Source organism: Fibrobacter sp. (assembly GCA_017503015.1).
Classification (GTDB): domain Bacteria; phylum Fibrobacterota; class Fibrobacteria; order Fibrobacterales; family Fibrobacteraceae; genus Fibrobacter.
Genome location: JAFVTX010000073.1, coordinates 26401 through 40553, shown reverse-complemented (window position 1 = coordinate 40553; position 14153 = coordinate 26401). Strand labels below are relative to the sequence as shown.

Genomic DNA, 14153 nt, shown 5'->3' with positions numbered 1-14153 from the left:
TTTAGGGCAAAGGATTGTTTACCTTTTTCTATCTTTTCGCCGTAATTTTTAACAGTGTCCGCGGGCAAGGGCCCCCGGCAGTATAAGGAAATGAAATGAGCGTAGTCGATACCGTACTCCACAAGATCTTTGGTACGCCCCATGAACGCAAGGTGAAGCAGCTTAGGCCCGTCATCGCAAAAATTCACGAAGCGAAGCAGGCCCTGGAAGCCCTTGATGACGCCGCCCTGGCCGCAAAGAGTGCGGAATTCCGGGAAAAACTGAAAAACGGCGCCACCCTGGAAGACATCAAGGTAGAAGCCTTTGCCGTGTGTCAAGAAGCCTGCGACCGCCGCCTGGGTATCTTCAATATCTTCAAGCCGGAATTCGAATTCGACTTCAGCCGCCTGGGACCCGAACTGCAGGGCGCGGTGGAAACGGCCAAGGCAGAACTTGCCAGCGGCAAGAACGAATGGGAAGTTTACCTGCCCGCCGCCCTCTATGCGAAAGTCCGCGAGCTCTACCCCGAGTCGGTAAAGCCCTTCCGCATGATGCCTTTTGACGTGCAGATGATCGGTGGCCTGGTGCTACACGAAGGCGCCATCGCCGAAATGGCCACCGGTGAAGGAAAGACCCTTGCCGCAGCCCTCCCCGTTTACCTGAACGGTCTTTCTGGACATGGCGTGCACGTGGTGACGGTGAACGACTACCTGGCCGGCCGTGACGCCAAGCAGATGGGCCTGGTGTACCAGTTCCTGGGACTCACCGTGGGCCTCATTGTGAACGGGCTCAATTCCGAACAGCGCCGCAAGAGCTACAACAGCGACGTGACCTACGGCACCAACAACGAATTCGGATTCGACTACCTCCGCGACAACATGGCGGTAGAACCCAGCCAGCTGGTGCAGCGGGAACTGAACTTCTGTATCGTTGACGAAGTGGACTCCATCTTGATTGACGAGGCCCGTACGCCGCTCATCATCAGCGGACCTGCCGAAGACGCTACCGACAAGTATGCGAAGGCAAACGAAATCGCCCAGAAGCTTGTCAAGAACAAGGACTTTTCCGTTGACGAAAAGGACAAGAACATCCAGCTCACCGAAAAGGGCGTGAACCACGTGGAAAGCCTGATGCAGATTACCAACCTGTACGGCGAACACGCGGACTGGGTGCACTTCTTGGACCAGGCACTTCGCGCCTGGCATCTGTACGAGCGCGACGTAGATTACATCGTCCGTGACGGCGAAATCATCATCGTGGACGAAAACACGGGCCGCCTCATGGAAGGCCGTCGCTACAGCAACGGCATGCACCAGGCCATCGAAGCCAAGGAAAAGGTGCAGATCCGTCGCGAAAACCAGACCCTTGCAACGATTACGTTCCAGAACTACTTCCGCATGTACAAGAAGCTTTCCGGCATGACCGGTACTGCCGAGACGGAAGCTACGGAATTCATCAAGATTTACAACATGAACACCTGGGTGATTCCCACCAACAAGCCCTGCATCCGCAAGGACATGCAGGATATGGTGTACAAGTCCGAAGGGGCCAAGTGGAAAGCCATCGTGGCAGAAATCAAGGACCGTCACGAAAAGGGCCAGCCCTTGCTGGTGGGTACCGCTTCCATCGAAAAGTCCGAACACCTCCACGGCCTTTTGGAAAAGGAAGGAATCCCCCACGAGGTGCTGAACGCCAAGAACCACAGCCGCGAAGCCGAAATCATCCAGTACGCCGGCTACAAGGGCAAGGTGACCATCGCCACCAACATGGCGGGCCGTGGTACCGACATCGCTCTCGGCCCCGGAGTTACCGAGGTGGGAGGCCTGCACGTGCTGGGTACCGAACGCCACGAATCCCGCCGTATCGACAACCAGCTGCGCGGACGTTCCGGCCGTCAGGGCGACCCGGGCTCCAGCCAGTATTTCCTCTCCCTCGACGACAACCTGATGCGCATTTTCGGCGGCGACAGCGTCAAGAACCTGATGACCCGCTTTGGCGTAGGCGAAGACGAGGTGATTACCCACCCCATCGTAAGCCGCTCCATCCGTAGCGCCCAGCGCCGCGTGGAAGGCCAGAGCTTTGATATCCGTAAGCACTTGCTGGATTATGACAACGTGATGAACGAACAGCGCAAGGTGATTTACGGACTCCGCCGTCGTATTCTGAACGGCGAAGACATTCGCGACGAAATTATGAACCGCATCGAGGACGCCTGCGACATCAAGGTCAGCAACTACATTCCGCCCAAGAGCTATGTGGAAAACTGGAACCTGGAAGGGCTTCACACCGACCTGCAGCGCAGCCTCGGTATGGAATACAATCTGAGCTTCGACGATGCCACCAAAAAGACGCCGGACCAGGTGCTGGACGAAATCATCGAGCTTTGCAAGGCGCGCTACGACAAGCTCACCAAAATTATTCCCGACGCGGACTTCCGCAATATCGAACGCAGGTTCTTGCTGATGACCATCGACCAGGTGTGGAAAGAACACCTGTACGCCATGGACCAGCTGAAGGACGCCATCCGTTTCCACGGATACGCCCAGAAAGACCCGCTGATGATTTACAAGAACGAAGGCTACAAGATGTTCGAGGGCTGCATCGAAAAGATTGCCACCCTGACAATGCTCCGTATCTTGAACATCCGGATTACCCTGCCCAACGGACAGACCGTATCGCCGGACCAGCTGCAACTGCGTGAACAGCCGAAGCCTGAAAGTGAAGCTGGCGATGGCCAGCAGGAATCCGCACAGTCCGCTGAGACCGCGCAGGCTCCTGAAAACGCCGAGCAGCCGAGTACCGAAGGCGCCAAGGCCGCAGGTCTTGCCGGTCAGGCCGCAAGCTCCGAGACCAACGCCATTTCCGAAGGTCAACAGGCGGCAAGCGAGGCTGCACAGCCCATGCCCCAGTCGGCTCTGCCGGGCACAAGGCCTACGGTACGTCGCACCTACACAAACCCTGCCGTTGCCGCCGCCGCAAGGCGCGCCCAACAGGCAGGCCCCAAGCTGGGTCGCAATGACCCCTGCTGGTGTGGTTCCGGCCTCAAGTACAAGAAGTGCCATGGAAAGGATGTAGAGTAGTTCAAAAAGATTTTCTCGCCCTAAATTGTTACATTTCTGATGTATCGTTCAAGGAGGCGGGTATGCATATATCCTTTATCATTTTTAACGTCATCGCCCTTATCGTGGTCATCGTGGCCGCATTCCGTATCGGTGCTTCCGTGAGCAAGGCCACGAAAAAGGAAGCCTCCGAAAAGCAGAACAACATTTCTTACGAAGAATGCATGGCCCGTAACGCCAAGAAGTTCAATTACGGCTCTTTCACGGATGCCCGCGACGGCGAGACCTACCGCACCGTAAAAATCGGTGACCAGGTCTGGATGGTGGACAACTTGCGTTTCAAGACCGAAGGCAGCTACGCTCCGAGCAACGAAGAGGCCAACGTGGCCCAGTACGGCAGGCTCTACACCTGGACGGCTGCACTCGGCATCCCTGCGGAATACGGTGAGCAGGATCCTGCCAAGGACCTGGAAATATGCCATAAGATTCGCGAAGAAAACTACCAGGGAATTGCACCCGAGGGCTGGCATATCCCGAGCCTCAAGGAATGGGAACAGCTTTTAAGCAATCTGCCTCCCAAGTCCACCGGCGACGAACTGCGCAGTGCCTGCTTCTGGGCTGTTCCGGGTGAAGATTCTTTCGGGTTCTTTGCCGTGCCTGCGGGTTACCGTTTTGACAACGGCAGCTTCTACCGTTTCAGCCGTCGCGCCCGTTTCTGGTGCAAGGACGAATACGGCAAATCCAACGCCTACCGCCTGAGCATCACCAACAAGACTTTCGACATCGAAGGCGTGTACCGCTCCGATGCCATGTCGGTGCGCTGCATAAAGAACGCCTAAACGGATAATTTTCCGATTCGACGAATCGCCCTGGCCTAGGCCGGGGCTTTTTCCATTTTTCAACACTTCTTATTTCCGCTATAACTCAAAACTCATAACTGATTACTCACAACTCATAACTTAATTCTATCATTTCAATGAAAATTATGTATTTGACTTTATGAATTTAGGAAGGTATATTATGGACATAAGAAACAAAGAACTTAAAAACACAAAGGAGTTTATCATGAAACACGCAATCGCAACATTCATTTTCGTCGCTAGCATCGCAGGTTTTAGCGGATTCGCAAATGCACTCCCCATCGCAAACACCACCGGCGCCGACGCTTCCAAGAGTGTTGCATTGGACCAAGGCGCTAACCAGTGGAATCATTTCTCTTCCCAGGACAAGTACTTCCGCGGTGAGAGCATCGCTCTGGACCAAGGCGCAAACGAATGGAATCATTTTGTACCTAGGGGCGGTTCCAAGCTCGCTCTGGACCAGGGCGCCAACCAGTGGAACCACTACTCCAACTGTGATAAAAAAGAGGTTTGGTGGAACCCTGCAGTTGCCATATACGAGAAAACAGGAGCCTGGCCACACCGGAACGATGACGACTGGGGAATCAACCCTCGCCTCGTGTGATATAAAATTTCGATAAGGGATCCTTGTAAGGACTAGGCGCCCACAACGGGCGCTTTTTTTTGCATATTTACAGCCATGAAAACGGCAAAGCGCTTTTTTAGCCTAGAAGGCATCGACGGTTCCGGCAAGTCCACCCAGATAGACATGCTTATCGACGCCCTCACAAAAGAAGGCTATTCTGTGGTGAAGCTCAGGGAACCTGGCGGCGCAAAGATTTCGGAACGAATCCGGGAGATCTTGCTGGACCCGAGTTTCAAGGGCGTCATGGCCGACAAGACGGAGCTCTTGCTGTACAACGCCGCACGGGCGCAGGTCATTGCCGAAATCATCCAGCCCGCCCTCGACGCAGGAAAAATCGTCATCGCCGACCGTTTCGCCTGGAGCACGTTTGCCTACCAGGGGTACGCCCGGGGTCTTGGGGCCGAGCAGGTCCAGCGGCTGACGGAACTGACCTGTGACGGCTGCTTTCCGGAACTGACCGTTGTGCTGGACATTGCCGTAGAACGGGGCCGCGCTCGCACCGCAAGGCGGGGCGAAGCACCCGATCGGCTGGAACAGGAAAAGGCGGACTTTTTCGAACGGGTGCGCAAGGGCTACCTTGCCGCGGCCCGCGACTACCCGGACTGCGTTTCCGCCATCGACGCTGACCGGAGTCCCGACGAAGTTTTTGCGGACCTGTATAAGCTGGTCAAGGCAAGGCTACAGAAGTAAAGCCTGCCGATGTTCCGGCGCCAATCCTCAGCGAAATTACTCGATTTCGCCGGATTCCTTTTCGAAAACGACCCTGTGGGTAATGGTCTTGTAGCCACCATCGGTCACCGTTTCAAAAATCAATGTGGTGCCATCAGCCGAGACATGCCCCTCGGGCGTTTCTCCTCCACTCACATAGGTGATGGTTCCGGTAGACTCGTCGAAATTATAGTCATAGGAACCGAGCAGATCGCCACCGCCATCAAGACAATCCAGAGAGCCATCGGAATAGAACAGCATCTTCTGGCCGGCAGGGGAACTCTGAGGTTCTTCCCTGTCTTCACAATTTTCGGACATCATTCCGCCATATTCGCTAAATTCCCCGAGCTGCAATTCCTCGAGCTGTGACATGGCTTCTTGCACGACCGCGCACTGCTCGGCGTCGGTAATCTTGTGAATAAACACGTCCTTGACCAAGACCCACCTTCCGAGAATACTCTTCACGTCTTTGCTCATTTCCATGGAAGAGGAGGATTCCTCTTCTACACTGCTAGAAGATTCCTCCTCCGGCTCCTCGCTAGAGGAACTCTTGCCAAATTTGGACTTGGAGGAGGCAGCGTCGTCCCGAATTTCCTTCTCGTTCATCTCCCCTTCCAACTTGATATTTTTCCCGGCTTTTGCCTCAACCTTCTTGGTGTACTTTTTCCCGTTGCCATTCATGAACGAAACTAGGTGGGAACCTTCTTCTTTAAGCACCACCTGATGTTCGCCGTCTTCGTTGGCACCCAGGGCGATGATCACCTTGCCGGTGGCTTCGCCGATGGCGATGGTCATCGCGCCGCCATCCAAAGCTTCGCCTCCCTTATCGGTCAAGGTGACTACAGTAGGTTCCTTCAAGGCTTCCTTTGTCTTGTCCACAATCTTCTTAGTCAAATTGGACAACATCTCTACATCTTCTCCGGCCATTTCCGACAGTTTTTTCGCATCGTCATAGCCGTCTATAAGAAGGCTTGCGGCCTGGTCCTTTATTTCGTCGGCGGACATGCCCTTGGCTTTGGTGACGAGGGTGAGAGTCTTTTCGACCTTTTCAATATTGTCCATGGCGTCCGTGACCGCATCGGGCATAGCCATTTTGAAGAGTTCCACTTCAAATTCGGCAGCCTTCTTAGATATTTCCGCCCCGGTCTTTGCCACAGTCTTGTTGATAAACTCCGCCTCGTCAGCAAAAGAAGATTCCGTATTGTAATACATGCGGTTGTATATCTGGAGCGAGACGTCGTCGTAATCCCCGTTATTGAAATTTTTCCACCAGGTCAGGTAATCGGTCTCCCCTCTTTTCTGGTTTTTATCAAGACCATTAAAAAGAATTTCCAGGTCGTTTTTGCTCAACGAACCCGCCACGGCCATGGCCTTTTCGCGGGTCGACTTGCCACAACCCCGCAACGAATACCAGAAATCCTTGAGGGCGTAGGCGACGCCCACCCCATTTTTCTGAAGGGACGGAGTCTCACTGACCAGGGCCTGCATGCTATCGATACGCGTCCAAGCGGCCTCGTACTGGTCGACCTTGGAGAGCATCTTGGACATCACCTCGGCATACTCTTCGGCTTCTTCCCGGTCCACGCTGTCGGTGAAAAAGCCGTCCTCGCTCGACATAAAGGCAATGGGGGCCACCTGCAGATACTCGGCAAGGTAAGCGAATTCCGCCAAATTGTCCAGGTCGCTCCGCATCTCGGCGGACTCGAGGTATTCCCGCAGGTTCTCGTCCGAAGCGACAGCACCACCACCGCCTCCACCGCCGCAGCCGAAAAGGAGGATTGCCGAAGCGGCGAGGGCCGCCAACATCAAAATCTTTTTGGAATATCTCATAGTCCTAATATATATTCATCCATTCCATAACGCAAACCAACCGTGATCCGCGCCAATTAAAAAACACTTTCTCTGTTAAATTTTATACATTTGTGCAGTAAAATTACCGCTTTGGGCCAGTTTCACCGACTTCGGGGACCTTGACCCCTGGCTTTATCTATATTTTGAGGCACTATGGCACTTTGCTTAGAAACCGATCAATTGGAAACCGTCCAGCGCATCGTGGGCCTTCATTTCGAGGGTCTCGAGGTCTGGGCATACGGCGCCCGGGTAACGGGCGTGGACCTGACCCCCGACACCCAACTGGAACTGGCAGTCATCACCGACAAGCCCCTTTCCTTCGAGGCCATGACCGCTGTGGAAAAGGCCTTCGCCGAAAGCGGACTCCCCTTCGGAGTTGACGTCATCGACTGGGTGAAGCTCCCGGAATCCCTCCAGAAACAGATCAAGAAAGAACACGACGTGGTCCAGGCCGCCCCCGAAAACTAGGCTGTCCCCATCATGAACCGAGTCCTACCCCTCCTTTTTACATTGCTGCTCTCCACTGCTGCCCTCGCCGACGGTGAAATCGACAAGGCCAAGGCCCTCATCAAAGACGGCAAGTGCGCCGAAGCCGTGCCCGAGTTGCAGAAACTTTCCAAGTCCCAGTTCAAGAAACACGCCGGAGCCCAAGCCTCCGTGATGCTTGCGGAATGCTACCTGCGCGAACACAAGCGCGACGAAGCTCTGGGACTTACCTCCAAGTTCCTGGAATACCACGTTTCCTCGGAATACCGGGAACGCATGGAACTGGCAAAAGCCATCGTCACCCTTGAACAGGGGGGCGTCTACGAAGGCGTCGAGGCCATGCTCCGGATTCTCGCCTACTCCCAGAACCCGGCCGCCAGAGCCCATACCAAAGAGGTGCTCATCAAGACCCTGGCCGCCGACCTGCTGAATGCGGACCAGCTCCAGAACCTGCTGGAAAAATACCCCGCCGACAAGGAAGTCATCGGCTGGATGCAGCTCCAGATCGGTCGCGAATGCCAGAACGCCGGTCGCTACCGCGCCGCCCGTTACTGGTACAAGAAAGTCATTAACGGCGGCAACGCCGAAAGCCTGACCTCCACCGCCCAGAAGGGCCTGGACTCCATGAAGGACGCCGGTTCGGGCAAGCCCACCCTGCTGGTGCTCGCCCCCCTCTCCGGAAGTTTCGCCGTATTCGGTAACGCCGCCGTCCAGGGCGTGTTTTTGGCCCACGAGCAGTCCAAGCTCAAGGACAAGGTGAACATCCGTTTCGCCGACACTCGGGCAGACGCGGCCACCGCCCTCATGCGGACCCAGCAGGCCATCAGCCAGGACAGCGTCATCGCCATCGTGGGCCCCATCATGAGCGCACCGGCGGCGACGGTGGCAGCCTGGCTCGGAAGCAATTTCCAGAATATCCCCATGCTGACCCCCACCGCCACCGACGACGGTATCGCAAAGCTGGGCCCTAACATCTTCCAGGTGAACATCACCATGGACAACCTGGCCCAGAGCATCGCCGACTTCGCCACCAAGTGCCTAAACATTCGGGAATTCGCCATCCTGTCGCCACTGGGTGACTACGGCGCCTCCATGTCCCAGAGCTTCACCCAGGCAGTGGACCGCAGGGGCGGCACCATCATCGCCTTCCGGAACTACGAAGAGGGCAGGCCCGACTACAAGACGGAATTCGACCTTTTGCGCGACGTGCGCTTCAAGCAGCTGAACCGCCGCCGGAACATCGCCCGCGGAGCCACCGACCTCGACGCCATCAGCCCCAAGGAACGCCGGTTCTACATGCAAGACTCCACCTTCGAGATTCCGGGCATCTTCATCCCCGCCACCAATCCGGGCGACGCTGGCCTCATGGTGGGCCAGGTGGCCTTCAACAAGATTTCGGGCATTAGGCTTGGAACATCGGGCTGGTACGGCCGCGAGTTCCTGATCCAGGCCAAGAAACTGGCCGACAGCACCTTCTTCAGCGTACCTGCCCTGGACATGAATTCCGAAGCGGAATCCTACAAGAAATTCGCCGAGAGCTTCCAGGAAAAATGGGGCGAAGAGCCCGGCGAAGACAAGGTGAGCGGCCTCAGCTATGACGCCGCAAACATCGTGTTCACGGCCTTTGCCAAAAATCCGAACGACCTGACGGGCACTATCAACAAGACTGCAAACTTCAAGGGAATCTACGGCGACATCACGTTTAGCCGCGGAGTCAACACCAACTCGAAGATTGTCACTGTCCGCAAGGGTAAATTCGAAACCATGGACGGGTGCAAGATCCCGAGCCTCGAAGCCGAAAAGGCCGCCGAAGAAGAAGAAAAGAAAAAGGCCGCCAAGTAAGGCGAGCCCAAACGGCACGCCCTGGCGAGAAACTGCATGACAGCCCCCGCCAGGGGTGCGTTCAAATGTGCATCACCGCGCTAGGCGGCTTCTTCGTCATCAAAATCCACCATGGGGCCGTTGATGCTTGCCACCACGAATTCGGCAGATTCCCCATCGCGGTAGATTTTATACAAACTATCGTCATCCATGACATCGTCCAGGTAAACGCCGCTAGTAGCGCTCAGTTCTTCGCGGATACGGTCCTTGAAAACCTGGAATCCCGGATGCAAGATAGAGAATGTTATGGCGGATGTCTTATGGAACAAATTCATAATGGTTACCTCCATAATGGGTTTCTCCCTGCCCTAGAATATACCACTCTGCGCGCCGCAAAGCAAGCACCGTAAGGATTTAGTAGGAATTGGGTAAAATTCGCGGAGGCACGGCACGGCCGGCACAGTGCAGCAAATACCCGGCCATAACGTATTGAGTGTCAAAATGTTACAACCACATTCATTTATCTTTTAAATGGTTTTGATAACATTTTTTGATTATTCCAACTTGGATTAAAAAATTGACGTCATTTTTTTTATATTCTTGACCCGGTTTTTCAAAAATGAGGAAATGGAGGAGGCGGATTATGAATTTCACTAACATACGTCCATTTACTTCTTTACTTTTTTTTCTTATCCTTTCCACATCATTTTGTTATTCAAAAGACCTAAATTATATTTATGATGCCCGTGGCAATGTCATGTCTTTCAATAACAATCATCTTTTATCACTTACGGAAGAGAATGGTTATAAAATCTATTACAAAAAACAAAATGATTATAACTCATCAAAGAAATATAGCACGACAAAACCAAAAAAAGCAAAGGGAAAAAAGCGTTGGTATGAGGTGGATTGGAATCAAGGGGTAAAACTTTGTCCAGAAAAAAATTTTAACTCTGGAAATGGTGCTTGGATAGTTAATAGTTCAGCACATATAGATTCCACAAATTGTGTATATGTAGATGGTTCTCCATATACACGCAGTATTTTAGTTTTGTATTCTCGTGACTTAAGCGATTTAACAGAAGCCGATTCTAGCTGGATTCTCGTAAATCAAACTATTGTTGACTTAAGAAAAAAAACGCATTGTTTGTGGATAGAAAAATTAATTAAAACACAGCCTTTAGAGAGGACATGTCAAGAAAAATCATTTGATTATGATTTAATCGTTGATAAAACCGAGTTTACAATAGGAGAGGCTGAATTTTCCAAGAAAAACTACTGTAAAAAAAAGAATTGTAGTAAAAACATTCAATTAGTATACTATCCAACAAATAGTCGCGAACAACTTCTTTATTACCCTATATCCATTTCAAGTGCAGTAGAGATTCTTGATTATGCGAGATGGAGATCAATACAAGATGGCCTTTCTATTGCTTACCCCAAAATGAATATTGATTCCATTACTAATGGTTATATTTTATTTGAATCACAATCGCAAAAAATGAAAACTATACTAGATACAACAAGTGATGGTTACAGAATTCCAACCTATGATGAATGGGTTGCATTACAGTTAGCGGGCCAACACGAACCCTATTTTTGGGGCAGCGAAGAAGACAAATTCAAACAATTTGCATGGGACTTAAGCACCCCTGATAATGGTTTCGTCCATCAAACGAAACAATTAGCTCCCAACCCCTTTGGTCTTTTTGATGTATATGGGAACGCAGATGAAATGGTTACTAATCTAACCAATAAAAAAGCGAATATTGTAGGAGAATGTATGGATTTTTCCATACATTACTTACAAAGCCCAGCTTGTTTATTACAAAAAAGGATTCGGTCCTCACGAAAATCATCAAAAAAAGCGATTTGCATTGATAACGAATGTACTCCTTATATTCATCGAGGCATGTGGGGCTTTCGTCTTGTCCGTAAACTTGAGTAATGCGTATCCGAGTCTTATTCGTCATGCTGCTTTTTAGCACCTCATTTGTCGTAGGTGCTACGCGATATTTTGACCCCATTTTTGAGGTTTCAAAAACAAGTAATCTTTCTATCAAAACTCAAATGAAACCACCCGTCGCGATTTACAATTTGACCTTTACCAACCTAAAAATGACACACTGAACAATCGCCCGCTAATTATAGTTGTACATGGCGGGGCATTTGTATCTGGAAACAAAGGTGATTCTAATGAACCTATTACTGCATATTGTGATTCTTTAGCCTCACGAGGCTATAATGTGGCAGCATTAAATTATCGGATTGGGCTTGCCATAAAAAAATCTCAACGTAATAAATTGATTATTGACAGTCTAGAAATCAAAAGAGCTATCCAATGGGGCGTTCAAGATATACAGAACGCCATCCAGTATTTCAAAGCAAATGCAGATAGGCATAGGATAGATTCTGAAAAAATTTTTGTTATCGGAAATAGTTCGGGAGCAATACTTGCTTTACAATCAGTATGCGAAAGAAATAATTTATCGCCACAGGCCATAATTTCTCTGTGGGGAGCGGTAATAGACAAAGAACAAATCAAAAATATATCAATTCCAGTATTGTTAATACACGGAACTGCAGATAGAATTATTCCCTTTCAAAAAGGCCCTATGCTAAATCTGGATTCAGTTAAAGCGAAAAACAGCGATGCCTTTGGATACAAGACCTTTGCGACAGCATTTCACTTAGAATTCGACAGCCCGATTTTTTACGGAAGCACCATCATAGACTCTGCCTTAATTGAGCAAAATACCGCTCACGACACTTATTTCGTTAATGGGGAAGATCACGAATTCTATATCCCGCTAGTTGACGCAACTTCAAAATAAAGAATTAAAAATTCTATTTTTATTTCCATGTTCTTACGCACCATCACCATAACGCTCCTGCTTGCATCCCTTTCCTTTGCCGAAAGCCTGAGCCTCGCCCTGCCCGATTCCCTGGAACGGCTTGTTGAAAAGGCGACAGGCGAGACCATGGCGCTAGACTACAAGACGGCCCTCAGTACGGCACAGGCCCTCAAGGCAAAAGACGAAGGGGCGGGCTGCGTCATCGAAAGCATTGTGCGGATTAGCATGTACGACGACCTAGGCGACACGGTGGCCCTTTTCAAGGCAGGCGAGAGCCTGGAAAAATGCAAGGCCCAAGGCCTGTGGCAAGGGCTCCAGATGTTCGAGCTTGGCTTTGTGCAAAGCGAGACGGGGCATTCCATCAAGGGCGCCATGAAAACCCGCTCCGCCGCCAAGATGTTCGAGGATTCCAAGGAACTGGACCCACAGGCTTTCTACGCCATCTACGCCTACTATGTAGACCAGAGCTTCAGCTGGCTCCCCTTCAAGTCTGACAACCGGAGCCACTACCTCACGGTGCTGGACAGCGCCTCCAAGGTCTCCAAGCGGTTCTGGCCCCTGTTCCTTGCGCCGCTTATCTGGATGCACTACGACAAGGAAGACTTTGAGACAGGGCTGAAACTTTCGGAACGGGGCCTAAAGAAGGCGCCCTCCCACCCGGTGATGCTCCAGATCAAGGCCGACATGCTCTACCGCCTCAAGCGCTATGACGAGGCCGCAAAGATTTACGAACAGAGTGCCGAAAGTTACCTCAAGCGCACCGGCAAAAGCATCCGCTACTGGTGTTCGGCGCTGAACCTGATACGCATCTACAACGACAAAGGCGACCAGAAGGCCGCGCAGGCTTGGCGCGACAAGCTGAAGGCGCCCGAATACAAGGCCCTGGAAAAATGGATGCCCGGTTCCCTCATGGACGACCTGAAAAAGAGGAAACTATTATAGTCATTCTGTAAACTTTCCCCCTACTTATGTAAAAAAGAGCCTGTAAAGAAAATTTTCAGGCTCTTTTTGTTTTGCATCTCCGTTTTATACATGTACGGCAGGCCTCGGTATTAGATGTCCAGAGTCTAGGCCGAGCGGTCATAAGTGAGCAACAAGCCTCAGATATTAATCTGAGGCGGTTGCGAGAGCTCGGACCAGCCCTGAACAGATGTCCAGAGTCTAGGCCGAGCGGTCATTACAGGAGAAGCAATGCATCACAAACAGCCTTTCCATATCGCCTTCTACGTTGACGGTTTCACCCTCAAGAAGGTCAACACCTTTTACCGAAAGTATCACCCCTTCCATTCCACCCTGGATTTTCTGGGAATCAAGAACTGGGCCAGGGACCAGGCCCTGCGCCTTTTCGACCCGCCCAAGAAATACGCCCTGATGGACTGCCACTACTACCACCCCGACAGGGATCCGAAAAGCTACGGCTCTACCAATGACGGTATTTTCAACCTCGAGCGCGAACTGCGCTACGCCGGATTCCAGATTCACTACGCCACACGAGGTCAGGATAATTCACCGAACCTTTCCCTGATAGAAGACGCCCTGACCTTTGCCACCTACAGGCACGTAGATGCTGTGATACTCCTCAGCACCCAGGGGCAGTATTCGCCCCTGCCCGACAGGCTCGGCGAAATGGGAATTCCTACACTACTGTTGGGCTGGAATTTCGCCTTTGAAAGATGTAACCGATGGGTCCACTGGAAAACGGACAGCCTCTTGCGGGATAATTCGGCCTACTACATCGCCATGGAGCATGTGGCCAACAACAACCCGCCCTCGCTCTATTCGGATGTTAGTTTATTCAAAATCAACACGCATGTGCCCAGCAAAAAAGAGACCCGCATTTACGCCCTGGACCAGCTGTTCAAGCGGCCGATGAATCGGGTGTCGTAAAAGAAAGATCCCCGCCTGCGCA

Annotated in this window: 12 protein-coding genes; 10 read left to right on the top strand and 2 right to left on the bottom strand. The window is 51.8% G+C overall.

Features of this window, described 5'->3' with window-relative positions; all coding sequences use genetic code 11:
- Window positions 1–95 precede the first annotated feature (95 nt).
- From secA to IKB43_12635, 4 genes are all read left to right on the top strand, one after another.
- Window positions 96–3059 (top strand): preprotein translocase subunit SecA, encoded by a 2964-nt coding sequence (gene secA / locus IKB43_12650; protein MBR2470971.1) that lies wholly within the window; start codon window positions 96–98, stop codon window positions 3057–3059.
- 62 nt (window positions 3060–3121) lie between these two features.
- A complete protein-coding gene (locus IKB43_12645; GenBank protein MBR2470970.1) occupies window positions 3122–3877 on the top strand; it encodes a fibrobacter succinogenes major paralogous domain-containing protein in 756 nt (251 codons plus the stop codon).
- 226 nt (window positions 3878–4103) lie between these two features.
- Complete coding sequence (locus IKB43_12640) at window positions 4104–4502, top strand: hypothetical protein (protein MBR2470969.1); 399 nt, start codon at window positions 4104–4106, stop codon at window positions 4500–4502.
- A gap of 75 nt (window positions 4503–4577) precedes the next feature.
- Entirely contained in the window at window positions 4578–5213 is a 636-nt protein-coding gene (locus IKB43_12635; GenBank protein MBR2470968.1) for a dTMP kinase, read from the top strand.
- Window positions 5214–5249: 36 nt separating this feature from the next.
- Here IKB43_12635 and IKB43_12630 read toward each other — a convergent pair whose 3' ends face one another.
- Window positions 5250–7061 (bottom strand): hypothetical protein, encoded by a 1812-nt coding sequence (locus IKB43_12630; protein ID MBR2470967.1) that lies wholly within the window; start codon window positions 7059–7061, stop codon window positions 5250–5252.
- 174 nt (window positions 7062–7235) lie between these two features.
- Between IKB43_12630 and IKB43_12625 the strand changes: the two genes are divergently transcribed.
- Both IKB43_12625 and IKB43_12620 read left to right on the top strand, forming a co-directional pair.
- A complete protein-coding gene (locus tag IKB43_12625) occupies window positions 7236–7550 on the top strand; it encodes a nucleotidyltransferase domain-containing protein (protein ID MBR2470966.1) in 315 nt (104 codons plus the stop codon).
- A 12-nt stretch (window positions 7551–7562) separates the two neighbouring features.
- Window positions 7563–9410, top strand: coding sequence for a penicillin-binding protein activator (locus IKB43_12620; GenBank protein MBR2470965.1), 1848 nt, complete (start codon window positions 7563–7565; stop codon window positions 9408–9410).
- A gap of 80 nt (window positions 9411–9490) precedes the next feature.
- Here IKB43_12620 and IKB43_12615 read toward each other — a convergent pair whose 3' ends face one another.
- The gene (locus IKB43_12615) at window positions 9491–9739 is read right to left on the bottom strand and encodes a hypothetical protein (GenBank protein MBR2470964.1); all 249 of its coding nucleotides are present in this window, start codon (window positions 9737–9739) and stop codon (window positions 9491–9493) included.
- A gap of 293 nt (window positions 9740–10032) precedes the next feature.
- Between IKB43_12615 and IKB43_12610 the strand changes: the two genes are divergently transcribed.
- From IKB43_12610 to IKB43_12595, 4 genes are all read left to right on the top strand, one after another.
- Entirely contained in the window at window positions 10033–11337 is a 1305-nt protein-coding gene (locus IKB43_12610; protein ID MBR2470963.1) for an SUMF1/EgtB/PvdO family nonheme iron enzyme, read from the top strand.
- 178 nt (window positions 11338–11515) lie between these two features.
- The gene (locus IKB43_12605; GenBank protein MBR2470962.1) at window positions 11516–12223 is read left to right on the top strand and encodes an alpha/beta hydrolase; all 708 of its coding nucleotides are present in this window, start codon (window positions 11516–11518) and stop codon (window positions 12221–12223) included.
- 147 nt (window positions 12224–12370) lie between these two features.
- The gene (locus IKB43_12600) at window positions 12371–13186 is read left to right on the top strand and encodes a hypothetical protein (GenBank protein ID MBR2470961.1); all 816 of its coding nucleotides are present in this window, start codon (window positions 12371–12373) and stop codon (window positions 13184–13186) included.
- 249 nt (window positions 13187–13435) lie between these two features.
- Window positions 13436–14131, top strand: coding sequence for an NYN domain-containing protein (locus IKB43_12595; protein MBR2470960.1), 696 nt, complete (start codon window positions 13436–13438; stop codon window positions 14129–14131).
- The last annotated feature ends 22 nt before the right edge of the window (window positions 14132–14153 follow it).